Below are 25,417 nucleotides of genomic sequence, written 5' to 3'. Positions count from 1 at the left end.
GCCCCGTCCTTAAGAACTCTCTATTAGCGAAAGAGTACGGGGTCTTTCGAGCCAGCCGCCCTCTCCATCAGGAACGATCTCAATCACATCAATCTGACTTTCGGTAATAGAAACGATACGCCCATCGTTTCTACCCAGATAATCACCCACCTTGACGCGGTGAACTCCTCCAGCTCCCTTGATCAAGGCAAAACGACCTGATGCATTGGAAAGCGTGCCCACCATCTGGAAGGTTTCAATATTGAAGCCTTCCAGAAATTGTTTCGGCCTGGTTTCATCAGGCTTGATGTTCTTTGATCCTCTTTGCTTCGCCGTTAAATCAATTTTTATAGGTGGCTGGAATGGGCTGCGCATATCAGCCGCGCCATAAGCAAATGGCTCATAAGGCTGAAACTGAGGCAATGGCTCTATACTCCCCTTCGGCCTTGCCCGAACTTCATCCATATAACTTTGAAGATCGGACACATCATCCCCGCCACCGCACCCTGACAGCGCAGCAAGCAAAAGCCCACACATCAGAATTCGGGCTCTCATTGGTGCAATCCCTTGTCGTTATAGCGATACGTCTTGGCCAGAATGTTCATTCGCAGCTGCGCTCCGCTGTCAGGCGATACACGGCTGATATCGAAATCATGCAACGTCACGATACGCGGCAGGCTTGAGGCACTGCTGACAAATGTCGCCAGATCGTGATAGCTCCCCACCACCGTAATCTGGATGGGCAACTCAACGTAGAACTGCTGTACGTTTTCAGGAAGCAAACGAATCTGCTCGAACTCAAGACCGCTTTTCAACCCGGTACGCGTAATATCTTCGAGCAGTGCAGGTACCTCTGTATCGCTGGGCAACTGACGCAGCATGGCACCAAATGACTCCTCCATTTCAGTCATCTGAACCTTGTAGGCATCCAGGTTAGCGGCTTGAAATGCCTTGCTCCCAAACTGCTGCTTGAGGGTTTCTTCCTGAGCCTGCTTGCTTTCCAGCTCTGTCTGCATGTCCTTCAGATAGAAGTTATAGCCTAGCGCCAGCACCACAGCGACAATCAGAATGCAGGTAATCACCTTGGCTGCTGGGGGCCATGCACCCAGGTTATCCATATCAAGATCATTCAGATCGATCTTGCGAAGGCTTGCCAGAGTATCGGCCAAACTCATGACTTACCTCCTTGTGCGGGCACCGCAGGCGTTGGCACAGCCGGCTTTGTCTGTTTTACCGTCATTTGGAAGGCATTGTTCTGGTCAACTGCACCTGACGTCAGCGCCTTGACCTCTGTCAGATTAGGCGAAGCCAGCCATTCGGAATTTTCGAAGTTACGCATAAGGTTGGAAACACGGTTGTTGGACTCCGCTTCACCAACAATGGAAATGGTATCGCCCTGCATTTTAAGACCAGTAAAATACACGCCATCCGGCAACGTACGTACCAACTGATCAAACACATGGCCAATGACAGGCCTGTTGCCCTGCAAGTCCTGAATGATCTTCATTCGCTCAAGGAGCTGCTGTCTGCGTGTTTTCAGCTCACTGATTTCCTTAATGCGAGAGTCCAGAACGGCAATTTCGCCTTGTATATAGGCATTACGGGCGTCCTGGTTCTCAATTGCAGAGGTAAAGTACTTATCACCTAGAAAGATGATTGCGGCCGACAAGACAAACATCCCGCCAATAACCACCAGAAAGCGCTTCTTGCGCTCTTCCCTTAGCTGTTCACGCCAAGGTAACAGGTTAATATGGGCCATCAGTCGAAGCTCCTCATAGCCAGACCGCAGGCAATCATGAGCGCCGGAGCGTCGCTGGCCAGAGCACTTGCATTGACTTTGCTATTTAGCGTCATATCAGCAAACGGATTAGCAACTAGGGTCGGAGTGCCAATTTTCTGTTGGATCAGCCGATCCAGGCCGGAAATTGACGCGGTTCCTCCCGCAAGCAAGATATAGTCCACATCATTGTATTGTCCGGCTGCAAAGAAGAATTGCAGTGAGCGGGCAACCTGCTGGACAACCGCATCCCGGAAGGGGGTCAATACTTCGACCTGATAATCATCAGGCAGTCCACCCTGCTTTTTGGCAAGACCGGCTTCCTCGATGGAGAGTCCGTAACGACGCTGGATTTCTTCGGTCAGCTGCCGTCCGCCAAAGAGCTGCTCGCGCGTATAAATGGTACGGCCATTATGCAGAACGCTAAGGGTAGTCATCGTGGCGCCAATATCAACAATCGCAACCGTCAATTCATCGACATTACCGCCTAGCTGCCCGGCCATTAGCGTATAAGCACGCTCAAGAGCATAAGCTTCTACATCAATAACCTTGGCAGAAAGCCCGGCCAACGCTAACGCAGCCTCACGGACTTCAACGTTCTCCTTGCGACATGCCGCAAGGAGCACTTCAACACGGCCTGGATTACGCGCCGACTGGCCTTGAACCTCGAAGTCAATCGCCACTTCCTCAAGGGGATAAGGAATATACTGATCCGCCTCAAGCTTGATCTGGTTTTCAAGCTCGTCATCCGAAAGACCCGCATCCATTTCGATGGTCTTTGCAATAACAGCCGAACCCGCTACCGCCACTGCTGCATTTCGAGCATTCGTTCGAGCCTTGGCCAGAACCCGGCCCAGCGCTTGCCCTACGCCTTCAAGCTCGGCAATGTTCTTTTCCACCACGGCGTTCGGCGGCAACGGCTCAACGGCATAGGCTTCGACCCTATACCGTCCACCAGCACGACTCAGCTCAAGCAACTTGACAGACGTTGAGCTGATATCGATTCCCAGTAGCGTATTCGTCTTCTTTTTGAATAGCCCTAGCACAACAGTTTCCCTATCTGTATTCGCCACGCATTGGGCGATTCGTATTCATCGGCATTAGCTGGCAGACTTGACATACGCGCAAATAGCGATCTGTCCCAAAAACTGCCTATAATGCGCCTACTTCTTGGCTCGCAAAATTGTTGCCAGATTCACTTCTTTATAGCTGAAAAAGCCATATCCAATGCGTTTGTTAAAATTTATCTGGTGGTCTTGCCTTGGCATCGTCTGCAGCGTCTTTCTTGGGCTTAGCGGCGCCTTCCTCTACCTTAGCCCGAGCCTACCCTCGGTAGATGCCCTGCGGAACGTGCAGTTGCAGATCCCCCTTCGCATTTACAGCGCAGATGGAAAGCTGATTGCTGAATTTGGAGAAATGCGGCGCTCGCCTTTACGTTTCTCCGAAATCCCTCCAGATTTCATCCATGCGCTGCTTTCGGCTGAAGACGACAATTTTGCCAACCACTACGGTGTAGACGTTAAAAGTCTGATGCGTGCCGTAGCACAATTGGTCAAAACAGGTCACATTCAGACCGGCGGCAGCACCATCACCATGCAGGTGGCCAAGAATTATTTCCTGACCAGCGAACGCAGTTTTTCACGTAAATTCACCGAGATACTGTTGGCCTTGCAAATTGAGCGCCAGCTTACAAAGGATGAAATTCTGCAGCTCTATGTCAACAAGATTTATCTGGGCAACCGCGCCTATGGAATCGAGGCCGCTGCACAGGTGTACTACGGCAAATCAATCAATGAGCTGACGCTAGCCCAGAAAGCGATGATTGCCGGCCTGCCAAAAGCACCGTCACGCTATAACCCGATCGTAAACCCCGAGCGCAGCAAGGAGAGACGAAACTGGATTCTCGAGCGAATGCTAAAGCTGGGTTATATCGATCAGCGCGCCTACGAAACGGCCGTGGCTGAACCTATCGACGCCTACCATCACGTCGCCGTACCGGAGCTCGCAGCGCCCTATGTCGCTGAGATGGCTCGAGCGGAAATGGTCGGACGGTATGGTAGCGATGCCTATACAGAGGGTTATAAGGTTACGACGACTATCGATAGCCACCTGCAGAACGTTGCCAATGCCGCCGTGCGCAACGGCTTGATCGACTATGACCAGCGCCACGGCTATCGTGGAGCTGAAGCGCATTATCCGAACAAGTCGCGCAGTGAATGGTTAAACCTGCTGCAATCCCATCGTACTGTTGGAGGATTGGAGCCAGCCATCGTCACCCAGACCGAAAAAAGCGGCATATTGGTCCTGACAGCAAACGACAAGGAAGAAGCTGTAGCCTGGGAAAATATGAAATGGGCTCGCCCTTATATTAGTGCCAACAGCATGGGGCCTAAACCGAATGCGCCTGGCGATGTCGTCAAAGTAGGTGACCTGATTCGTATTCTGCGTCAAGAAGATGGCAGCTTGCGATTTGTCCAGGTGCCAAAGGCTCAAAGCGCGCTGGTATCGCTTGATCCACAAGACGGTGCCATTCAGGCCTTGGTGGGTGGGTTCTCGTTCGAGCAAAGCAACTACAATCGCGCCACCCAGGCTCGTCGTCAGCCGGGCTCGAGCTTCAAGCCATTCATTTATAGTGCCGCCCTGGATAAAGGCTATACCGCAGCCTCGCTCGTTAATGACGCGCCTATCGTGTTTATGGACAGCAGCATGGACGAGGCGTGGCGTCCCAAGAACGATACGAACACCTTCTTGGGCCCTATACGCCTGCGTGAGGCACTGTATCGCTCGCGCAACCTGGTCTCCATTCGCCTTCTGCAGGCCATTGGTATCGATTATGCGATTAACTATGTAACCCGCTTCGGCTTTGAAAAGGACCTTCTGCCACGCAACCTTTCGTTGGCGTTGGGTACACCCGGCCTTACGCCAATGGAAATTGCCAATGGCTGGACAGCTTTTGCAAACGGCGGCTACAAGGTCAACTCTTACATTATCTCGAAGGTTGAGAGTCGCGACGGACAACTGCTTTATCAGGCTAATCCGCCACGTGTTCCGCAGAACACAAATACTGCGGCAGCTGCCCCGGAGAATGTTCAGGTAACACCTGCCAGCGTAACCAACGCCGACGGCACGATGAGTCAGACACCTGCCATTGCACCGCAAATCATTGATCCGCGTAACGCCTATATCATGACCAGCATGCTGCAGGATGTGATCAAGCGCGGCACGGGTCGTCGAGCGCTTGAGCTGAAGCGCGGGGACTTAGCAGGTAAAACCGGAACGACAAACGACTCAAAAGACACATGGTTCTCCGGCTATAACGCTGATTACGTTACTACGGTATGGGTAGGCTTTGATCAGCCTGACACGCTGGGTCGTCATGAGTTTGGCGGTAATGTGGCACTTCCTATCTGGATGCAGTACATGGGCAGTGCTTTGGAAGGTAAACCCGACCACCTGCCAGCGGAACCACCGGGAATTGCCACGCTGCGCATTGATCCTGTCAGTGGCCGAGCGGCTCCGCCTGGTACCCCTGACGCGTACTTCGAGCTGTTCAAGAATGAAGACACACCGCCGCCCATGGATGAGCTAGGCCCAGGCAGCTCGCCTGGCACGCCACTTCCGTCCGATGAGTCTGCCCCAATGGACCTATTCTAAAGGACAATAAAAAACCCCGCCTAAGCGGGGTTTTTTATTGTCCTGGTTAGTGACTAAAAACGTCACTAACCGACTTGAGCGGATAGTGTGCCGGGTATGCACGGGTCGCTACGCCCGACTCGATAGCCGCCTTGGCGACTGCATCGGAGACCACTGTGATCAGACGAGGATCCATGGGCTTTGGAATGATATATCCACGGCCAAAGCTCAACTCATCAACACCATAGGCCTCACATACCTCCTTCGGCACTGGAAGCTTGGCAAGATCCCGTAGCGCATGAGCCGCTGCAATCTTCATTTCTTCATTGATAACCGTAGCCCGCACATCCAGTGCGCCTCGGAAAATGAAGGGGAAACCCAACACGTTGTTCACCTGGTTCGGATAGTCGGAACGGCCAGTGGCCATAATGACATCTGAACGGGTTTCATGAGCCAATTCCGGCTTGATCTCCGGATCCGGGTTAGAGCAGGCGAATACGATGGGATTCGGCGCCATGCGCTGCAAATCCTCAGCGCTCAGCAGGTTCGCACCAGACAGACCAACGAAGACATCAGCGCCATCCAGCGCGTCAGACAAGGTACGCTTGTCAGTCTCGGTCGCAAAGATAGCCTTGTACTGGTTGAGATCGGTACGACCAGAATGGATCACACCCTGACGATCCAGCATGAAAATATTTTCGACCTTGGCGCCCATGCTAATTAGCAGCTTCATGCAGGAAATGGCTGCTGCACCTGCCCCCAGGCAAACGATCTTGGCATCTTCTAGATTCTTGCCAGCAATCTCCAACGCATTCAGCATGCCGGCCGCAGTCACGATAGCCGTACCGTGCTGATCATCATGAAAAACCGGAATATTGCACTGCTCGATCAGAGCCTTTTCGATCTCGAAGCACTCAGGCGCTTTGATGTCTTCCAGGTTGATACCACCGAAGGTAATGGAAATGCGTTTTACGGTATCAATGAACGCCTGCGGACTTTCGGCATCGACTTCGATATCGAACACGTCGATACCGGCAAAGCGCTTGAACAGGACACCCTTGCCTTCCATAACCGGCTTTGACGCCAATGGTCCCAGATTACCCAGACCAAGGATGGCTGTACCGTCAGAGATCACAGCAACCAGGTTACCTTTACCGGTGTACTGGTAGGCGAGCTCGGCATCACGAGCGATTTCGCGGACAGGCTCTGCTACACCCGGGCTGTAAGCCAGAGACAGATCACGAGCGGTAGCGGTAGGCTTGGTCAGTTCAACGCTCAACTTACCTGGACGGGGTTGAGCATGGTATTCGAGAGCGGCTGTTTTCAAGTCAGACATTATAAGTATCCGCTATGGCGTGTTGGGTCAAAAGTGGATGGAGGATACGCAAGAAGATTACGCCCCACAAGCAATGGCCCCAATAGTCAATAGCTGTTGTATACGACTTTAGGCCAATCCTGTGTAGCCTTCATCCACATGTAACGAGACGAACCGCCTTGAGGCTAAAACGTGCCTTGCAAGACAGGCTCAGGTAGATCGGAACATCGATAACAGGCGTGAACGGTTTGTCCTGCCAGCAGCGCATTGCAAGGGTAACAGCCAGCATTTCAAACCTGACTGCGACAATGCCCCATCGCGTATATGTTCTCATTGTGTGAGGTTGCAGAGCGGCTACGGGATAGGTGAGCCAAGCCCCTGAACTGATTATGCGTCATCAATGCGGATTTGACACCTGCCTCAATGTCACAGCCGACCTTGACGATACGATTCGTCTTTTGCAAGGCAATAAAAAAGGCGTCCATATGGACGCCTTTTAGTCGATCGCTCAGGTACGACATGAGCGATCAAACGTATTACTTCTGAGCAGTACCGAAAACACCGAAGCGCTGCTTGAAGCGATCGATACGACCACCTGCATCCAGCACCTTCTGCTTACCTGTATAGAACGGGTGGCATTCAGAGCACACGTCCAGGTTGATGTTCTTAGCCAGTGTGGAGCGCGTCTTGATGACATTGCCACAGCTGCAGCTTGCTTCGATATTAGTATACGTAGGATGAATATCGGCTTTCATTACGAAATCCTCGAGTTCGTGCCGTGCCGCCACCCGGCGTCATTGCCGAATACCGCACGGATAATAGGCCGCGCATCATAACAGAGGCTTACGACGATGCAAGCCGTTACGTCTACCAATGGTCTGCTAATATCTGCCTCTTTTTGCCTCCGAGTCCAGACGTGTCTGAAGTCCTGCTGCGCCTTGCGCTGCCCTCTCCTTTACGCCGGCTATTCGACTACCGAGCGCCAGCCGGCGTCGATGCCTCGGAACTGATCCCAGGTGTTCGGCTACGCGTACCCTTTGGGCGCAGGGAGATCGTGGGTATTCTGGTGCAGATCGTGTCCGAGACCGATGTTCCGCGAGATAAACTAAAGCCCGCCATTGCGCTGTTGGATACCACCCCCCCAATGCCGGCTAGCCTGATCGAGCTTTGCAAGTGGACAGCCCAGTATTACCAGCACAGCCTGGGCGATACCTTTACGTGTGCCCTGCCAGGACTCCTGCGACAGGGCGACCCTGCCGAGCGGCGGGTCCAACGGTTCTGGATAGCCAGGCCCGAAGCTGATGTATCAGACCCACGTCTCGTACGAGCGCCACGCCAGCGCGAAGCCTTGAAAGTCGTCAAACAGCATCCACATGGTGTTGCCCATGAATTGCTCAGCCAGCTCGGCCTTGCCAAGGATGCACTCGATACCTTGCAGGCAAAGGGACTAGTGGACGTCGAGTCCCGCCAAATCATGCCAGCCAAGCATCACGGCGCTTGGCTGGCACAAGCAGAGCTCCCGTTTAACCATGAGCAGCGTATTGCCTACGAAGCGGTCAAAGCGAGACTTGGCAGCTTTCACTGCTTCTTATTGGATGGTGTGACGGGAAGCGGCAAAACCGAGGTTTATCTTCAGCTCATACGCCGGACACTCGAAACAGGACGGCAGGCCTTGGTCCTGATCCCGGAAATCAACCTGGGACCACAAACACTGTCCCGCTTCGAGAAACGTTTCAATGCCCGTATCGTGCTGATCCACTCGGCGCTGACCGACCGGGAGCGCACGGACGCCTGGTTGGCTGCACGCGACGGCGATGTCGATATCGTCATAGGTACACGCTCCGCCCTTTTCACTCCGCTGAAAAACCCAGGCCTTATCATTGTCGATGAAGAGCACGATGCGTCTTATAAACAGCAGGAAGGCTTGCGCTACCATGCCCGCGACCTGGCTGTCGTCAGGGCTCGACTTGAAAGAGTCCCGCTGCTTCTAGGCTCTGCTACTCCCTCCCTGGAAAGTCTTCATAACGCTGAAATCGGTCGCTATGGCCTGCTTCGCCTCACTCAGCGTGCCGGCAGTGCTACTGCCCCGAAGTTTCAGCGCCTGGATGTCAGGAGCCGCCCTCTTGATTCAGGTCTCTCACAGCCATTGGCGCAAGCGATTGGCGACACGCTGAGCAAGGGCCAACAGGTCCTGGTCTTTTTAAATCGCCGTGGCTTTGCGCCTACGCTGCTGTGTCATGACTGCGGCTGGATCGCCCAGTGTCCACGCTGCGATGCCCGTATGACCATTCACCAGCGGTCAGGCGAGCTGCGTTGTCACCATTGCGATCATCGTCAACGCCCGTCACAACACTGTCCTGCCTGCGGCAAGTTGGATCTACGCCCATTGGGTGCGGGTACGGAGCGTGCGGAAGAGCGGCTTCGGATTCTCTTCCCGCAATTTCCAGTGTTGCGTATCGATCGGGATAGCACCATGCGCAAGGACGCCATGGCCAATATCTTCTCCATCATTCAGCGCGGCGAGCCCTGCATCCTGGTAGGAACACAAATGCTGGCCAAGGGACATCATTTCCCCCGCGTCACGCTGGTAGCCATCCTGGATGCCGATGGGGGCCTCTTTTCAGCAGATTTTCGTGCCAGCGAGCGCATGGCCCAACAAGTGGTTCAGGTAGCCGGTCGCTCAGGCCGTGCAGAAGTACAGGGCCAAGTGTTGATTCAGACTCATCTGGCAGATCATCCCCTGCTGGTACAGCTAACCGAGCAAGGGTACGTTGCCTTCGCTCAGCAAGCCCTGGCAGAACGTCGTGCAGCTGGCCTTCCCCCGTTTACTCACCTGGCGCTGTTACGTGCCGAAGCTTACAAGCCTGGTCAGGCAGAAGAGTTCCTGGAGCTGGCCTATGCTGAAGCTGATCAGCTGGCAGCAGAGCTGGACTTGCCCCATATTGAGCTTCTCGGTCCTGTCCCCGCACCCATGGAACGTCGGGCGGGCCGCTTTCGTGCACAGCTTTTATTACAAGCATCACTCCGGGCCCCGCTTCACCGGTTACTGACCAGCTGGGTCTTACGTCTGGAAAGTCTGCCAGCGGGAAGGCAGGTGCGTTGGTCACTGGATGTTGATCCCATAGACCTTTATTAGGACTTTTTTCACCTTAATTTCGGGCTCCGCAGGCCTCAATGACGTCTACACGTTGGCAAGTGATCCTAGCCTGCGGATAATGCAGGGTTTTCATTACGCGCCCAGGCGCGAGCCAAAGGCCAGACGATCATGAAAGACACTATTCGACAGCTTATTCAGAACGCCTTGGAGCGCCTTACTGCCGAAGGCATCTTGCCAGATGGTCTGACGCCGACCATCCAGGTCGAAAATACCAAGGACAAAAGTCACGGCGACTTTGCGAGCAATATCGCCATGATGCTGGCAAAACCTGCCGGCATGAAGCCCCGTGACCTTGCAGAAAAACTGATTGCAGCCCTGCCTGCCGACCCGAGCGTCAGCCAGGTGCAGATTGCGGGCCCGGGTTTTCTGAACTTCTTCCAGAATCACGAGCAACTGGCCCAGCGCCTGGATGATGCGCTGGCTGATACGCATCTGGCCATTCAGAAGGCCGCGCCCAAACAGCGGGTTGTTGTAGACCTCTCCTCTCCCAACCTGGCCAAGGAAATGCACGTGGGTCATCTGCGCTCCACCATCATTGGTGACGCCGTTGCACGTGTACTCGAATTTCTAGGGGATGATGTTATCCGGCAAAATCATGTCGGCGACTGGGGAACCCAGTTCGGCATGCTTCTCGCCTATCTTGAAGAACAGCCTGCGGCAGCTGAAAGCGAGCTTTCCGACCTGGAAACATTTTATCGAGCCGCTAAGAAGCGCTTCGATGAGTCTCCTGAATTTGCCGATCGCGCTCGCGAGCTGGTCGTCAAGCTGCAAGCGGGCGATGAAGCCTGCCTGAAACTATGGCACCGCTTCAATGAGATCTCCCTGAGTCATTGCCAGAAGGTCTATGACCGTCTGAACGTCAAACTCACACCTGCGGACGTAAAAGGAGAGAGTGCTTACAACAGCGAGCTACCTGGTATCGTGACCGAACTCGATGCCAAGGGCCTGCTTACCGAAAGCGATGGCGCCCGCTGCGTTTTCCTTGAAGAGTTCAAGAATGCGGAAGGCAATCCACTTCCGGTGATTGTGCAGAAGGCAGGAGGCGGCTACCTGTACGCCACGACCGATCTGGCAGCCATGCGTTACCGTAGCCAGGTTCTGAATGCCGATCGCGTCCTTTACTTTGTCGACCAGCGCCAGGCACTGCACTTCCAGATGGCCTTTGAAGTTGCTCGTCTGGCTGGTTTCGTTGCTCCATCCATGAGTCTTGAACATATGGGGTTCGGGACCATGAATGGCGCAGATGGCCGCCCTTTCAAGACGCGCGACGGCGGCACGATCAAGCTGATCGACCTGCTTGATGAAGCAGAAGATCGCGCCTACACCTTGGTCAAGGAAAAGAATCCCTCCCTGGAAGAAACCGAGCTGCGTGAAATTGCTCGCGCGGTGGGTATCGGCGCCGTCAAATACGCTGACCTGTCCAAGCACAGAACAAGCGACTATAGCTTCAACTTCGAGCTGATGCTTAGCTTTGAAGGCAATACGGCACCCTATCTGCTCTACGCCTATACCCGCGTCGCCAGTATCTTCCGCAAGCTTGGCCAGGGGTACGATGAGGTCGAAGGCCAGATTCGCCTGGAAGCTCCTCAGGAGCAAGATCTGGGTGCTCGTCTGGCCCAGTTTGGCGAAACCCTGAATTCGGTAGCGGAGAAAGGTGTGCCGCATCTTCTATGCGCCTATCTCTACGACATTGCTGGTCTCTTCTCCAGCTTTTACGAAAACTGTCCCATTCTCAGCGCAGAAGATCCTGCTCAACGGCAAAGCCGCCTGCGCCTGGCCGCCCTGACCGGACGCACCCTCAAACAAGGTCTCGAACTGCTAGGCCTGAATACACTGGAACGTATGTAAACGGACGTATATGGCAAAGAAAGCAGCACCTAAACGAGGCGCAAGCCGAAATCAGCCAGCCGCCAAGAAGCAGCCTATTCCCGGTTGGGTATGGTTGGCTTCAGGTCTTGCCATTGGTGGCTTCGTGGTCTTTCTGATGAAGCTTGAGCCGGGCAACGATGCCGTTCGTCGCTCCAAGGGTGAGGAGGCACAAGTTGCGTCCAAGACCAAGCAGGAGGCTCCTACTACGCCAACCCCGGTCAAGCCCAAGTATGACTTCTACACACTGCTACCGGAGTCCGAAGTAATCGTGCCTCCGGACGCCGTGCCGCAGACGAGCCCAACCCCTACTCCGCCCAAGCCTGAAACGTCGCCTGCGACGACAGCGCAGCTGCCTGCAGGCTCGCCACAGCAAGCTCAGACACCTGCGCAGGCTGCTGCGCAGACACCTGCTCAACAGCCCAAGACAGCAGCACAGCCACCTGTGACGCTGTTCTTCCTCCAGGCAGGCTCGTTTAGAACACAGGCTGACGCTGATCGGGTGCGAGCGCAGATCATCCTGATTGGTCAGGATGTGCGGGTAGAGTCAGGCAAGGTCAAGGATGACACATGGTATCGTGTCCTGGTCGGTCCCTTCAGAGATCGCAACCAACTGACCCAAGCCCAGAGCCAGCTGGCCAGCAACGGTTTCAAGAACCTGCTGCTCCAGCAACGCCAAGGTCGATGACACATGGCGGCCGGAAAAGGCTTGAAGCCTTGGAAGGCCGTCCCCATATCTCCGGCAATCGCTTAAGGCATAGCAGGAGAACACCCTTGACCACTATCGTTTCAGTGCGTCGCAACGGCAAAGTCGTCATTGGCGGCGATGGCCAGGTATCCCTGGGTAATACCGTCATGAAGGGTAACGCACGTAAAGTCCGTCGCCTTTACCACGGCCAGGTGCTGGCAGGTTTCGCCGGCGGCACCGCGGATGCGTTCACTCTGTTCGAGCGCTTCGAGCAGCAACTCGACAAACATCAGGGCCATCTGGTCCGTGCCGCGGTAGAACTGGCCAAAGACTGGCGTACCGATCGTGCACTTCGCCGCCTGGAAGCCATGCTGGCAGTAGCCAACAAGGATGCCTCGCTGATCATTACCGGTAACGGCGATGTCGTCGAACCAGAAGAAGGCCTGATTGCCATGGGCTCCGGTGGCCCCTATGCACAAGCGGCCGCTCGTGCCCTGCTCACGCATACCGAGCTGAGTGCTCGAGAAATTGCCGAGACTGCGTTGAACATTGCGGGAGACATTTGTGTCTTCACTAACCGTAACCTGACTATTGAGGAGCTGGACGCTTCCTGAGTCCGGCCGGAATAACGACATGTCTATGACTCCACGTGAAATCGTTCACGAACTTAATCGCCATATCATTGGCCAGGATGATGCAAAGCGCGCCGTAGCCATCGCTCTGCGTAATCGCTGGCGTCGCATGCAGCTTCCACTGGAGCTGCGCGCTGAGGTCACACCCAAGAACATTCTGATGATTGGCCCGACAGGTGTAGGTAAAACCGAAATCGCCCGTCGACTGGCCAAACTGGCGAATGCACCCTTCCTGAAGGTAGAAGCCACCAAGTTTACTGAAGTGGGCTATGTAGGCCGCGACGTTGAGTCCATCATCCGCGATCTGGCTGATGCTGCCGTTAAAATGCTGCGTGAGCAGGAAATCGTCAAAGTTCGTCATCGTGCTGAAGATGCTGCCGAAGAGCGGATTCTTGACGCACTGCTACCGCCTGCACGTGCAGTAGGTTTCAGTGAAGAACCGACTCGCAGCGAAGACTCCAACACGCGTCAACTCTTCCGCAAGCGACTGCGTGAAGGCCAGCTGGATGACAAGGAGATTGATATCGAAGTGGCTGAAGCGCCAGCAGGTATCGAGATCATGACTCCGCCCGGCATGGAGGAAATGACCAGCCAGTTGCAAAACCTCTTCTCCGGCCTGAACAAAGGCAAGATGAAGGCTCGCAAGCTCAAGGTTAAAGAAGCCTTCAAGCTGATCCGTGACGAGGAAGCTGCTCGTTTGGTCAACGAGGAAGAACTCAAGGCACGTGCCCTGGAAGCGGTCGAGCAGAACGGTATCGTCTTCATCGACGAGATCGACAAGGTTGCCAAGCGTGGCAACACCAGTGGCGCTGACGTATCCCGCGAGGGCGTACAGCGCGATCTGCTGCCACTGATCGAAGGTTGCACGGTAAATACCAAGCTGGGTATGGTCAAAACCGACCACATCCTGTTTATCGCCTCGGGCGCGTTCCACTTGTCCAAGCCCAGCGATCTGGTACCTGAGCTTCAGGGACGTCTGCCAATCCGTGTAGAACTCAAGGCTCTAACACCTCAGGACTTCGAGCGCATTCTCACTGAACCGCACGCTTCACTGACAGAGCAATACCGTGAACTGCTCAAGACTGAAGGCCTGGACGTCGAGTTCACGCCTGAAGGGATCAGCCGCATTGCGGAAATTGCCTGGCAGGTCAATGAGAAGACGGAAAATATTGGTGCGCGCCGCCTGCATACGCTATTGGAGCGATTGCTGGAGGAAGTCTCGTTCAGCGCTGCTGATCTGGCAGGCCAGCAGAATGGCGAGCCTATTCGGATCGATGCTGCCTATGTCAACGGCCACCTGGGCGAGTTGGCACAGGACGAGGATCTGTCGCGCTATATTCTGTAAGGACGTCGACAACCTATCGCTCGCAGCCTCAAGGCTGCGAGCTTATCAGCGAGACCTATTGCCATGCGTTTGCCCACGGCCATCCAGCTGCACAAAGCATCCAAAGCCCTCACCGTTCAATACGATACCGAGTCCTTTACGCTGCCTGCTGAATTTCTGCGCGTTCACTCGCCTTCTGCAGAAGTACAGGGTCACGGCAACCCCGTCCTGCAATTTGGCAAGAAGAACGTAGGCATCAGCCAAATCGAGGCAGCCGGTCAGTACGCATTGAAAATTACGTTCGATGACGGTCACGACAGTGGCTTGTTCACTTGGGAATACCTGTATGAACTCGGCCGCAATCAGGAGCAGATGTGGGCCGAGTACCTGTTTGCACTGGCCCGGGAAGGCAAGTCCAGAGATCCGGATGTATCCGTCGTCAAACTGATGCTATAACGCTCAAGCCTGTAGCGCTTTATCCAGCTTCTTCTCGATTTCATGCTCAATCTGTGAGCTCAGGGCCGAGAAGAAGAACCCCAAGGTTGCGTCGACACGCACCTTGTCTTCGCCTACCTCGATACGCCCATCAACACCTGTACGGGAAAATTGCAGCGTATCACCCTCCCAACGGCACTCCACACCGTAATCACGCGTTAGCTTTTCGGCCAGCGCCCCCGCCTTGGCACGCGCAGTTTCAAGGCCTAGTGAATGGGAACGTTCGACACTGATTTGGGACATAGGAAGTACTCCAGCGAATTCGCCTGCGACTATAGCGGGGGCTGTCATGCACGAAAAGCACGAGAACTACCAAGTCAGGATGACCCATCTCATGGAATACCTATTTTCTAATGACTTTATCCGGCAAGAATGGACATCTCAGCGCATCAGCACTGCTAGAATGGTCGCTTATTCAAATGCAGGTGAAGCGTCATGAGCGATCAGCGCAAGGGCCCGGAGGCCGATCCCGTCACTCATTTCGGCTACCAGAGTGTGCCGGAAAGTCAGAAAGCTCAAAAAGTGGCCGAAGTGTTCCACTCGGTTGCAGCCAAATATGACGTGATGAATGACTTGATGTCTGCAGGCGTTCATCGCTTGTGGAAACGTTTCACGATCGAACTGTCCGGGGTTCGAAGTGGTAACCGCGTGCTGGATATCGCCGGCGGCACAGGCGACCTGACTAAACAGTTTTCCCGCCTGGTGGGCCCACGTGGTGAGGTCGTGCTGGCAGATATCAACGACTCGATGCTAAAGGTCGGTCGTGATCGCCTGATGGACGAAGGTATTGCCAACAATGTCAGCTTCGTACAGGCAGACGCTGAAAAGCTGCCCTTCCCAAACAATCACTTTGATTGTGTGACCATCGCCTTTGGATTGCGTAACGTGACCCACAAGGAAGCCGCTATCGCATCCATGCTACGCGTACTCAAGCCGGGCGGGCGTCTTCTGGTACTGGAGTTCTCCAAGCCGACCAGCCAGCTCCTGTCCAAGGCCTATGATGCTTACTCCTTCAGCCTTCTGCCGTTCATGGGCAAGCTGATCGCCAATGATTCGGCCAGTTACCGTTACCTGGCGGAGTCGATTCGCATGCATCCTGATCAGGACACGCTTAAAGCCATGATGGAAACCGCTGGATTTGAGCGCGTGACCTACCACAATATGACAGGTGGCATTGTTGCCCTGCACCGTGGCATAAAACCCTGATGATCCTACTGACCCAGGCCGTACTGGCTGCGCTGGAGCGCGGCCTGAATCCCTTACTGGCAATGGACGCTGTGGCGGGCCGCCGTCTTGCACGCCTGCAAGGCAAGGTCATTGCCATAGATTGTGCGGCTCCCCGTTTCACGCTGTTCATCCTTCCGGCCTATGATGGTCTGCATTTTGCCGCCCACCATGAAGCAGAAGTCGACTGCACGCTCAAAGCACCTGCGTCTCGATTGGCTCAGCTGGCCTTGAGTCAGAACAAAACAGCGATCTTGCACAGCACCGATGTAACGCTTGAGGGGGATAGTGCAGCACTGATAGAACTATCCGATATCCTGCAGAGCCTGGAGCTGGACTGGGAATACGAGCTCTCTCGCTGGCTGGGTCCAGTGCCTGCTGCACTGCTTGGACAATTCGTCCGAAAAGGGCGCGGGTGGACGGATCAAAGTCACGAGAGTTTGCGTCAAAGCCTGTCTGACTGGCTAGCTGAAGAAAGTCGCACCCTGGTTGGACGTCGGGAAGGTGATGCTCGCTTTGCGGAAATCGATGCCTTGCGTCTAACTGTAGATCGTCTCGAGGCGCGTATCGACCGCCTTGCTCAACGCAGACATAAATAACCAATGAAGCTGTTTGCTGCCCTTCGACGCCTGCTGCGTATTTTCCTGGTTGTTGTTCGCTACCGCCTGGATGATCTGGTTTATGCGCTTCCACTGCCCTGGTATTTACGTCTGACAGGTTACTTTCTGCCATGGCGTTGGTTGCCTCGCCCTCGCAAGTCGCTGTCCCGAGGTGCTCGGTTGCGCCTTGCGCTAGAAGGTCTGGGCCCTGTTTTCATCAAGTTTGGCCAGATCCTTTCTACGCGCCGCGATCTTTTGCCGGAAGACGTGGCCAATGAGCTTATGTTTCTCCAGGACAAGGTTCCTCCCTTTCCTGGGGAGAAAGCCATTGCGCTGATCGAGTCTCAACTGGGCGCGCCCATTGCCCAGGTTTTCAGCCGCTTCGATATCACGCCGCTGGCCTCCGCTTCCGTCGCTCAGGTACATGCAGCACAGCTCCGAACAGGTGAAGAGGTAGTCGTCAAGGTCGTGCGACCAGGCCTGAAGCCTGTCATTTCTCAAGACCTGGCCTGGCTGTTTCTGCTGGCACGTATGGCAGAACGCGTTTCGGCCGAAGCGCGCCGTCTGCACCCCGTCGAAGTCGTCACGGATTATGAGAAGACCATCTACGATGAGCTCGATCTCTTACGTGAAGCAGCCAACTCCAGTCAGCTCAGAAGAAACTTCGAAGACTCTTCTCTGCTTTACGTTCCGCAGGTTTACTGGGACTGGTGCCGCCCTCGGGTACTGGTCATGGAGCGCATCTATGGCATCCCTGTGACTGACCTGAATGCCCTGCGAGACCAAGGCACAGATTTCAAGCTCCTGGCCGAGCGAGGGGTCGAGATCTTTTTTACCCAGGTGTTTCGCGACAGCTTTTTCCACGCGGACATGCATCCTGGCAATATCTTTGTCAGTACGGCGCACCCCTGGGATCCGAAATACATCGCGGTAGACTGCGGCATCATCGGGAGCCTTACACCTGAGGATCAGAATTATCTGGCCAGAAACCTGATGGCGTTCTTTCAGCGCGACTACCGCAAGGTGGCCCAGCTCCATATCGATTCAGGCTGGGTGCCGGCAACTACACAGGTCAACGAGTTCGAAGCAGCGATTCGAACTGTGTGCGAGCCGATTTTTGAAAAACCACTGAAAGATATTTCGTTTGGCCAATTGCTACTGCGTCTGTTCCAAGTGGCACGCCGGTTCAACATGGAGATTCAGCCTCAGCTGGTACTGCTTCAAAAAACGCTTCTGAATATTGAAGGGCTTGGACGCCAGCTTTATCCTGATCTGGACCTGTGGGCGACAGCCAAACCTTATCTTGAGCGCTGGATGCGCCAGCGCATGGGACCTACCCAGGTATTACGCAATATCCAGCAGCAGATCGAGCAGATCCCGCACCTGGCCCAGATGACCCGTGACACACTGGAGCGAATCACCCAACCCCACCGCAATGATCCACCCAACCCGTGGGGAAGACGAGACAACGCCTGGTTGCCCCGGCTATTTGGAGTCCTGCTGATTGGCGGTGCCTTCCAGACTGGATTTCAGTCCACGCCTGAAGGCTGGCCCGCCTGGATCATGCTGGTAACAGGCATCTATCTGGTCATTCGTGGCTAGGCAGGTCGTGCCAGCGCTGTCAGACTAATAATGTGTGTAATTTGCCGGGTAGACCATGAAAGACTGGCTTGAAGAAATCAACTGGAACAGTGACGGACTCGTACCGGCAATCGCTCAGGATTATCAGAGCGGGCGCGTCTTGATGATGGCCTGGATGAACCGTGAGTCCCTCGCTTTGACTGTAACTGAGAATCGTGCCATCTATTGGTCACGTTCAAGGCGTAAGCTATGGCGTAAGGGGGAGGACTCGGGTCATGTACAGAAGCTGCATGAGCTGCGTCTGGACTGCGATGCTGATGTCGTCATCCTCATAGTTGAGCAGTTAGGTGGTATTGCCTGTCACACAGGACGTGAAAGTTGTTTTTATCGTCGGCTTGAAGAGGGAGCCTGGAAAACGATTGACCCGGTTCTGAAAGATCCCGACGCGATATACACGCCAGGTCATAGCCATGAGTGATACGCTAAACAAAATTGCAGAGGTGCTTGAATCCCGCAAGGGCGCAGCGCCTGAAAGCTCCTATGTCGCCAGCCTCTATCACAAGGGGCTGAACAAGATCCTTGAAAAGGTAGGAGAAGAATCCATAGAAACCATCCTGGCGGCCAAAGATGCGGCCAGCAATGGAGACTCGACGGACCTTATCTATGAAACAGCAGATCTCTGGTTTCATAGTATGGTCATGCTGGCTGCGCTAGGCCAACATCCGCAGGCAGTGCTTGATGAATTGGATCGCCGCTTTGGGCTATCTGGACACGCTGAAAAAGCTGCTCGATCCGAATCCTGATTCTTGATGAGGTAATGTTATGGGTATTTTTGACTGGAAACACTGGATCGTCATCCTGATCGTTGTGGTACTGGTATTTGGTACCAAACGCCTTAAAACCCTAGGCACCGATGTAGGCGAGTCGATCAAGGGCTTCCGTAAGGCGATGAATACGGAAGAAGAGGAGAAGCCTGCGCAAGATCAGCAGAAGCCTCCACTCAATCAGCCCCATACGATTGACGCTCAACACCACAAGGTTGAAGAGCCCGTCCGTAAGGATTGAGTACCTATTATGTTTGGCATCAGCTTCAGTGAGTTAGCCCTGATAAGCCTGGTCGCCTTGCTGGTTTTAGGCCCAGAGCGCCTGCCAGGCGCTGCACGCACTGCAGGCCTGTGGATCGGTCGTCTCAAGCGTAGCTTCAATAACATACGGCAAGAGGTGGAACGTGAAATTGGTGCCGACGAAATACGGCGCCAGCTTCACACTGAGAATCTCTTGTCCTGGGAGCAACGCGACAAGGCCCGGCAGGAGACAGGTAATCCAGCACCGTCGGCTGAAACACCTACGCCGCCCAGCGATGACTCATCTGTCGTCAAGGATGACTTACCTGTCGTCAAATCGGCTCCGCCCAGTAACGTGACTCCGCCCCCCAGCGAGTCAAAGGATCAGCCTTCTCCACCGCGAGCCCCATGAGCGAAAAAAAACCTGAATATGAAGACCAGGAAATGCCTCTGGTCTCTCACCTGACTGAACTGCGGTCACGCTTGCTGCGCTGTGTGCTGGCGACGTTCCTGATTTTCGCCTGTCTGTTCTACTTCGCCCAGAAGATCTACGCTTTCGCGTCGGAACCTATCCGCAGGTTTCTGCCCGAAGGCGCCACGATGATCTCGACAGACGTCACGTCGCCGTTCCTTGCGCCCTTCAAGTTGACGCTTATTGTTTCCCTGTTTCTGGCCATGCCCGTCATCCTTTATCAGGTCTGGGGATTCATTGCGCCAGGTCTTTACAAGCATGAAAAGCGTGTCGCGCTTCCCTTGCTGATTTCAAGTATTTTGCTGTTTTACGCTGGAATGGCGTTTGCCTATTTCCTGGTCTTCCCGCTGATTTTCCACTTTTTTTCAAGCATCACGCCGGAAGGCGCCATGATGATGCCGGACCTGAACAGCTATTTGGATTTCATCCTGACGCTATTCTTTGCATTTGGCGCTGCCTTTGAAATCCCTGTCGCAACCGTTCTGCTGATCTGGATCGGTATCGTCGATGTGGCCTACCTCAAGAAGGTACGTCCGTACGTCATTATCGGATGCTTCGTAGTAGGCATGATCCTGACGCCACCGGATGTGCTTTCCCAGACCATGCTGGCGATTCCCATGTGGCTCCTGTTTGAAATTGGCCTCCTGTTTGGACGCTTCGTTCGAAAACGTGAGCCACACGAAGAAAAGACCTCGCACGAGGATCAGCCACCAGCGACTCATTCGTGAATCTGCTGCTGCTAGAACAGGAGGACTTCGTCGGAGACAATGAAGTCCTCCTTAAAGACCGGCGCTTTGCCCACCTGAAAGACATTCACCAAGCTGAGCGTGGTGATTCACTGAGGGTCGGCATGTTGAATGGTTTGATGGGCGAAGGCGAAATTCTTGACCTCACGCCTGATTCAGCGCGCATCAAACTCCAGCTGCACCAACCTGCCCCGCCTAAACTGCCCATAACACTCATTTTGGCGCTGCCGCGACCCAAGATGCTGCGTCGAGTATTGCAAGGCATCTCCTCCATGGGTGTAGCCCGGTTGGTTCTTATCAACAGCTATCGGGTTGAAAAGAGCTTCTGGCAAACCCCCTTTCTTGACCCCTCCGCTATTCGAGAGCAGCTGATTCTTGGCTTGGAGCAAGCACGAGATACCGTTTTACCTGAAGTCATCATAGAGAAACGGTTCAAGCCCTTTGTCGAGGATCGTCTTCCATCATTGGCGAAAGGGACGATTGGGCTGACAGGCCATCCTGGCAACTACCCACCCTGCCCTCGTGAAGTAAAAGGCCCCGTAACGCTGGCAATCGGCCCGGAAGGCGGCTGGATCCCTTATGAGGTGGATAAGCTGCAAGAGGCAGGGCTTGACGCTGTTCAACTGGGTGAACGTATCCTGCGTGTAGAAACAGCCGTTACAGCGCTCCTGGCCCGCCTGTTCTAACTTCTGTCGCCAATAAAAAAGCCCCAGCCATATTCTGACTGGGGCTTTTCATATGCCTTCTCAACCTTAGCGAGCAGGATTCACTGCAAGTGAAGCACTGTCTGCGTCAGGAAGCGCACTTGTTTCGGCAAATGCAGGTACGGGCAGAATGCGTCGGTACGCCTCCACCCAACGATCACGTGCTTCACCTGATTGCCACACCTGCAGATGCAGACGCGACATTCCAACGGGATCGCTCAAGATAGCCCACTGTGCATCTGAGTACTTCTCGGGGCCGTCTGCTAGCACTTTTTCCAGGCGCTGCTGACGTAGTGCTTCGGCCTGAGGCACAACCTTGGCATGTCTTGCCTTGGCCATTCCACATGCCAGTGCGTTGATCAGCGGATCGACTACGGCCTGCAGGAAACCATGACGAAGAACGGTTTGGTTGTTCTGCTGCAAGTACTCGTCGGTCGCCACCAGCTCACGAGGCGGATTGTATTCTTCCGGAATCAGGAAGAAGCTGGAACGACGCGCCGCCATGCCGTAATTGGTACGGCTTGAGATGACTGACACCGGAGCGGAAAGCATCAGTGACACCACAATAGGCGATAGCCACCAGAGGAAACGTGGGTCCAACCAGGCTACACCGGCCGTCCAGATAATACCTAGCAGCATTTGTGAGCCATGACGCTTGAAGGCCTCGCTCCAAGGCGTGGCATCATCGTCACGCTGAGGCGAATTCCATTGCACTGACCAGCCCAGGAAGGCAGCAGTCACGAATACCGTATGGAACAGCATGCGTACAGGCGCCAGCAGAACCGAGAACAGCATTTCCAAGAGCATCGAACACAGCAACTTGAAACCGCCGCCGAATTCTTTTGCCCCCTTGGCCCAGATCAGGATGACGCTGAGCAGCTTTGGCAGGAACAACAGAATCAACGTGGTCGAGAACAAGGCAATTGCCTGCTCGGGATGCCACTGTGGCCAGACTGGGAACAACTGCCTTGGCTGCAGGAAGTACTGCGGCTCCATGAGCTTGTGTACGGCTAGAAGTGCAGTGGATAGCACCAGGAACAGGAACCAGAGCGGTGCCGACAAATAAGACATCACACCGGTCAGGAACACGGCCCGGTGTACCGGGTGCATACCCTTTACCAGGAACAGCCGGAAATTCATCAGGTTGCCATGGCACCAACGGCGGTCACGCTTGAGCTCATCCAGCAGGTTAGGCGGAAGCTCTTCGTAGCTACCGGGCATGTCGTATGCAATCCAAACTCCCCACCCTGCACGACGCATCAATGCAGCCTCAACAAAGTCGTGGGAAAGGATAGCACCTGCAAACGAGCCTTTACCGGGTAGAGGCGCCAATGCGCAATGCTCGATGAACGGCTTCACGCGAATGATTGCGTTATGTCCCCAATAGTGGGATTCACCCAGCTGCCAGAAATGCAGGCCCGCCGTGAAGAGCGGCCCGTACACCCGGGTAGCAAACTGCTGGAGACGCGCATAGAGCGTATCCATACCTGAAGCTTTGGGTGCGGACTGGATGATACCTGCTCGCGGATTAGCTTCCATCAGGCGCACAAGGCCCGTGAGACATTCACCGCTCATGACGCTATCAGCATCCAGCACGACCATATAGCGGTACTGGCTGCCCCAACGGCGGCAGAAGTCATCGATATTACCGCTCTTGCGCTTCACACGGCGGCGACGACGGCGATAGAAAATCTTGCCGTAACCTTTTACCGCATGGCAGAGCTCAAGCCAGGACTTCTGCTCGGCAACACATTTGTCCGGATTGTTACTGTCACTCAGGATAAAGAAGTCGAAATGCTCAAGCTGCCCGGTCGCCGCTACAGACTCATAGGTCGCACGCAAACCGGCAAACACCCGAGCGACGTCTTCGTTGGCGATCGGCATGACAATGGCGGTACGCGCCTCAGGCGCAATCACTTCGTCCCCGACAGTACTGGCGGAAATACTGTACTTATCCCGTCCGGTCAGTAGCTGCCAGAAGCCCATCAGGGCCGTCCAAAAACCGGCAGAAACCCAGCAGAACAAGGTTGCAAACAGCAGAAGGATACTGGTCTGCAACACATAGGGAAGCACTTGTCTGGCAGACTCCAAAAGCCCTTGGTCCCAGACCTCTCCAAGATCGACCAGTGACCACCCTTGATAAGGCAGAACAGCTTTCATGTACCAGGTAGCGATACCTGTCTGAAGGAGCATGAGCACCAGCAGAATGAAGCGACGGAAAGCCCCTACCTTGCGCCAGTGAGCGTGTGCGTCCGCCTCCTCATCAGGTACCTGACGAGCCTCCTGTTTGCGACCCAGCAGACGATGCCATATACGTACCACGGGATTAGTACGCCATGGCTCTGGCAACATCTGGGACCGCGTGATGGCAGGCATGGTACGGATATTGGTCCGCCCCTGAGCATCAACGGTAAGCAGGTCACCTTCGGACAGGGCATCACCCCAACCCATTTTCAAGCGTGCTTCTACAGAACTCAGTGCAGGATCATTTCCAACAGACTCAGTGGACGCAAGCTTTCCATGCAGGGAAGCCAGGCCCTCAGCGTCGGTACTGCCTACACCGCTCGCGAGTTGCTGCCGCTCGGCCTCCCCGAGCGGCAAGCGCTCGAGGTAGTCCTGAACGGGTGTTGTTTCTTTACGGTTATTCATTGGCAGGCAACTGATAGCTCCAGGTTTCGGTCAGCGTCTTATCGCCTTCCGCCAACGCAGCACGTATCTCTACGGGCTTGGTAGCGTCCTTGACCTTCAGACGCAGCGTCAAACGCCAGCCTTTGGTGACAGGGTTATAACGAACATTGTTTTCAATCAGATCACCATTGTCGTTAAGGCTGACCTGCGAGGCCACCTGTGCACTTTCCGGCAGGTTCTTGAGAACCGGGCCTTCAAAGTCAATGATGAAAGCGGTGCTTCCATCTGCCTGGCGAACCAGATTGGGCTGCTTGACGTCGCCGGTCGAGAGGCGAGTTTGCTGAACCCAGGCCACATCAGGCGAGTGCAGTGCAGGCTCGTCCATGGTGAAATGCAGACGATAGCTCAGATCAATCGGCTCACCGGCCTGAGGTATAGTGTCTGGTGTCCAGAAGGCAACGATGTTGTCGTTGGTTTCGTCTGGTGTCGGTATCTCGACCAGCTCGACTTTGCCCTTGCCCCAGTCACCCTTGGTTTCAACCCAACCGCTTGGCCGCAGATCGTAACGATCATCTAGATCTTCGTAACGGCTGAACTCACGGCCGCGCTGTAGAAGACCGAAGCCCTTGGGGTTTTCGACTGTATAGGTGCTGATGGAAAGACGCTTGGGATTATTCAGCGGACGCCAGATCCACTCGTCATTACCCGCATGAATGGCTAGGCCATTAGAATCGTGCAGGGCTGGACGATAGTTGACTTGCGGGCTTGGCTGATTGGGTCCGAACAGGTACATGCTGGTGAGTGGCGCAATACCCAGCTTGCCTACATTATCGCGCAGGTAAACGCGCGCCTGCACATCAACTGTGCTGTCGCTACCAGGGGTAACGACCATCTTGTAGGCACCCGTAGCCCGGGGAGAATCCAGCAAGGCGTAAATCACCAGGTTACGGCGGTCCGGCTGTGGGTGCTCGACCCAGAACTCACGGAAGCGAGGGAATTCTTCGCCGGACGGCAGGGCGGTATCGATCGCCAGGCCACGCGCAGACAGGCCATACACCTGATCCTTGCCTACTACACGGAAATAGCTGGCGCCCAACATGGTCACAAACTCATCCTGCTTGTCGGGCTTGTTCAACGGATAGGTGATGCGGAAACCGGCAAATCCCAGATCCTTGAGGGCAGCCTGATCCAGCTGCAGATTGCCGAAATCGAAATAGGATGGATCGTACTTGACCTCGTTGACACCCGTTGCCGTGACTTCATTGATCTTCACTGGCACGTCGAAATGCATGCCCTGATGATAGAGGTTCAGCTGGAACGGTGTTTTCTCTCCAGACCAGAGCGCCTTGTCCTGGCGGAAACGGATCTGCTGGTAATCAGCGAACTTCATGTCACGGAGAACGGCAGGCAGATTGCTCTTGGGCGCAGCGAATTTTTGTTCGGCAAGGCTTTTGGCCTGCACTGATACGTCATCGAGGCTAAACGCCCAGGCCTTGGCCCCAAACATTGCCATGATGGCCGTAAAACTCAGCA

At 54.7% G+C, this 25,417-nt stretch carries 25 protein-coding genes; 16 read left to right on the top strand and 9 right to left on the bottom strand.

Annotated features, from left to right (window positions below; all coding sequences use genetic code 11):
• Window positions 1-9: 9 nt before the first annotated feature.
• From pilP to B3729_RS15430, 4 genes are read right to left on the bottom strand one after another with little or no spacing between them, the layout of a single operon-like run.
• Window positions 10-534, bottom strand: a complete 525-nt coding sequence (pilP, locus tag B3729_RS15445) for a type 4a pilus biogenesis lipoprotein PilP (protein ID WP_010797033.1) — start codon at window positions 532-534, stop codon at window positions 10-12.
• Window positions 531-1,154, bottom strand: a complete 624-nt coding sequence (gene pilO, locus B3729_RS15440; RefSeq protein WP_010797032.1) for a type 4a pilus biogenesis protein PilO — start codon at window positions 1,152-1,154, stop codon at window positions 531-533. The genes pilP and pilO overlap by 4 nt, the downstream gene beginning before the upstream one ends.
• Complete coding sequence (locus B3729_RS15435) at window positions 1,151-1,738, bottom strand: PilN domain-containing protein (RefSeq protein ID WP_010797031.1); 588 nt, start codon at window positions 1,736-1,738, stop codon at window positions 1,151-1,153. Before B3729_RS15435 ends, pilO begins: the two co-directional genes overlap by 4 nt.
• On the bottom strand, window positions 1,738-2,802 hold the full coding sequence (locus B3729_RS15430) for a pilus assembly protein PilM (protein WP_019363985.1): 1,065 nt from the start codon (window positions 2,800-2,802) through the stop codon (window positions 1,738-1,740). The genes B3729_RS15435 and B3729_RS15430 overlap by 1 nt, the downstream gene beginning before the upstream one ends.
• 181 nt (window positions 2,803-2,983) lie before the next feature.
• Between B3729_RS15430 and B3729_RS15425 the strand changes: the two genes are divergently transcribed.
• Window positions 2,984-5,410 (top strand): penicillin-binding protein 1A, encoded by a 2,427-nt coding sequence (locus B3729_RS15425; RefSeq protein WP_286788304.1) that lies wholly within the window; start codon window positions 2,984-2,986, stop codon window positions 5,408-5,410.
• Window positions 5,411-5,456: 46 nt separating this feature from the next.
• Here the strand turns inward: B3729_RS15425 and B3729_RS15420 are convergent, their stop codons facing one another.
• Entirely contained in the window at window positions 5,457-6,725 is a 1,269-nt protein-coding gene (locus tag B3729_RS15420; RefSeq protein WP_150348047.1) for a malic enzyme-like NAD(P)-binding protein, read from the bottom strand.
• 515 nt (window positions 6,726-7,240) lie between these two features.
• Entirely contained in the window at window positions 7,241-7,459 is a 219-nt protein-coding gene (gene rpmE / locus B3729_RS15415; protein ID WP_010797026.1) for a 50S ribosomal protein L31, read from the bottom strand.
• 161 nt (window positions 7,460-7,620) lie between these two features.
• Here rpmE and B3729_RS15410 point away from each other — a divergent pair, with 161 nt between their 5' ends.
• The 6 genes from B3729_RS15410 to B3729_RS15385 all read left to right on the top strand — a co-directional run bounded on the left by B3729_RS15410 (window position 7,621) and on the right by B3729_RS15385 (window position 14,827).
• Window positions 7,621-9,840, top strand: coding sequence for a primosomal protein N' (locus tag B3729_RS15410; protein WP_074823508.1), 2,220 nt, complete (start codon window positions 7,621-7,623; stop codon window positions 9,838-9,840).
• A 129-nt stretch (window positions 9,841-9,969) separates the two neighbouring features.
• Window positions 9,970-11,709 carry an arginine--tRNA ligase gene (gene argS / locus B3729_RS15405; protein ID WP_286788303.1) on the top strand — a complete coding sequence of 580 codons (1,740 nt, stop codon included), beginning with the start codon at window positions 9,970-9,972 and terminating at the stop codon, window positions 11,707-11,709.
• Window positions 11,710-11,719: 10 nt separating this feature from the next.
• Window positions 11,720-12,415: an SPOR domain-containing protein gene (locus B3729_RS15400; protein WP_074823165.1), complete on the top strand. Its 696-nt coding sequence runs from the start codon at window positions 11,720-11,722 to the stop codon at window positions 12,413-12,415.
• Window positions 12,416-12,501: 86 nt separating this feature from the next.
• On the top strand, window positions 12,502-13,029 hold the full coding sequence (gene hslV, locus B3729_RS15395) for an ATP-dependent protease subunit HslV (RefSeq protein WP_010797022.1): 528 nt from the start codon (window positions 12,502-12,504) through the stop codon (window positions 13,027-13,029).
• Window positions 13,030-13,048: 19 nt separating this feature from the next.
• Window positions 13,049-14,392, top strand: coding sequence for an ATP-dependent protease ATPase subunit HslU (gene hslU / locus B3729_RS15390; protein WP_010797021.1), 1,344 nt, complete (start codon window positions 13,049-13,051; stop codon window positions 14,390-14,392).
• A gap of 63 nt (window positions 14,393-14,455) precedes the next feature.
• Window positions 14,456-14,827, top strand: coding sequence for a DUF971 domain-containing protein (locus B3729_RS15385; RefSeq protein ID WP_286788302.1), 372 nt, complete (start codon window positions 14,456-14,458; stop codon window positions 14,825-14,827).
• 3 nt (window positions 14,828-14,830) lie between these two features.
• Here the strand turns inward: B3729_RS15385 and B3729_RS15380 are convergent, their stop codons facing one another.
• Window positions 14,831-15,109, bottom strand: a complete 279-nt coding sequence (locus tag B3729_RS15380; protein WP_019363978.1) for a polyhydroxyalkanoic acid system family protein — start codon at window positions 15,107-15,109, stop codon at window positions 14,831-14,833.
• A gap of 192 nt (window positions 15,110-15,301) precedes the next feature.
• On the opposite strand from B3729_RS15380, the gene ubiE reads away from it, so the two are divergent.
• The 9 genes from ubiE to B3729_RS15335 are packed head-to-tail and all read left to right on the top strand — an operon-like array spanning window position 15,302 to window position 21,238.
• On the top strand, window positions 15,302-16,072 hold the full coding sequence (gene ubiE / locus B3729_RS15375; protein ID WP_010797018.1) for a bifunctional demethylmenaquinone methyltransferase/2-methoxy-6-polyprenyl-1,4-benzoquinol methylase UbiE: 771 nt from the start codon (window positions 15,302-15,304) through the stop codon (window positions 16,070-16,072).
• Window positions 16,072-16,689, top strand: coding sequence for a ubiquinone biosynthesis accessory factor UbiJ (locus B3729_RS15370; protein ID WP_122043478.1), 618 nt, complete (start codon window positions 16,072-16,074; stop codon window positions 16,687-16,689). Before ubiE ends, B3729_RS15370 begins: the two co-directional genes overlap by 1 nt.
• Before the next feature lie 3 nt (window positions 16,690-16,692).
• Window positions 16,693-18,291: a ubiquinone biosynthesis regulatory protein kinase UbiB gene (gene ubiB / locus B3729_RS15365; protein WP_010797016.1), complete on the top strand. Its 1,599-nt coding sequence runs from the start codon at window positions 16,693-16,695 to the stop codon at window positions 18,289-18,291.
• A gap of 55 nt (window positions 18,292-18,346) precedes the next feature.
• Window positions 18,347-18,748: a phosphoribosyl-AMP cyclohydrolase gene (gene hisI / locus B3729_RS15360; RefSeq protein WP_197872141.1), complete on the top strand. Its 402-nt coding sequence runs from the start codon at window positions 18,347-18,349 to the stop codon at window positions 18,746-18,748.
• A complete protein-coding gene (locus tag B3729_RS15355) occupies window positions 18,741-19,073 on the top strand; it encodes a phosphoribosyl-ATP diphosphatase (RefSeq protein WP_010797014.1) in 333 nt (110 codons plus the stop codon). Before hisI ends, B3729_RS15355 begins: the two co-directional genes overlap by 8 nt.
• Window positions 19,074-19,092: 19 nt before the next feature.
• Complete coding sequence (locus B3729_RS15350; protein WP_019363975.1) at window positions 19,093-19,335, top strand: twin-arginine translocase TatA/TatE family subunit; 243 nt, start codon at window positions 19,093-19,095, stop codon at window positions 19,333-19,335.
• A 9-nt stretch (window positions 19,336-19,344) separates the two neighbouring features.
• On the top strand, window positions 19,345-19,746 hold the full coding sequence (tatB, locus tag B3729_RS15345) for a Sec-independent protein translocase protein TatB (protein ID WP_019363974.1): 402 nt from the start codon (window positions 19,345-19,347) through the stop codon (window positions 19,744-19,746).
• Window positions 19,743-20,534: a twin-arginine translocase subunit TatC gene (gene tatC, locus B3729_RS15340; RefSeq protein ID WP_010797011.1), complete on the top strand. Its 792-nt coding sequence runs from the start codon at window positions 19,743-19,745 to the stop codon at window positions 20,532-20,534. Before tatB ends, tatC begins: the two co-directional genes overlap by 4 nt.
• Window positions 20,531-21,238, top strand: a complete 708-nt coding sequence (locus tag B3729_RS15335) for a 16S rRNA (uracil(1498)-N(3))-methyltransferase (RefSeq protein WP_286788301.1) — start codon at window positions 20,531-20,533, stop codon at window positions 21,236-21,238. The genes tatC and B3729_RS15335 overlap by 4 nt, the downstream gene beginning before the upstream one ends.
• Before the next feature lie 66 nt (window positions 21,239-21,304).
• Here B3729_RS15335 and mdoH read toward each other — a convergent pair whose 3' ends face one another.
• Both mdoH and B3729_RS15325 read right to left on the bottom strand, forming a co-directional pair.
• Complete coding sequence (mdoH, locus tag B3729_RS15330) at window positions 21,305-23,905, bottom strand: glucans biosynthesis glucosyltransferase MdoH (RefSeq protein ID WP_286788300.1); 2,601 nt, start codon at window positions 23,903-23,905, stop codon at window positions 21,305-21,307.
• Complete coding sequence (locus B3729_RS15325; protein ID WP_100217696.1) at window positions 23,898-25,397, bottom strand: glucan biosynthesis protein G; 1,500 nt, start codon at window positions 25,395-25,397, stop codon at window positions 23,898-23,900. The genes mdoH and B3729_RS15325 overlap by 8 nt, the downstream gene beginning before the upstream one ends.
• Window positions 25,398-25,417 lie beyond the last annotated feature (20 nt).

This window comes from Pseudomonas sp. UBA3149 (assembly GCF_002364655.1).
GTDB classification, from domain to species: Bacteria; Pseudomonadota; Gammaproteobacteria; order Pseudomonadales; family Pseudomonadaceae; genus Chryseomonas; species Chryseomonas luteola.
Note: the sequence above shows the minus strand (reverse complement) of the source record. Positions and strands in the feature narration are given on the sequence as shown.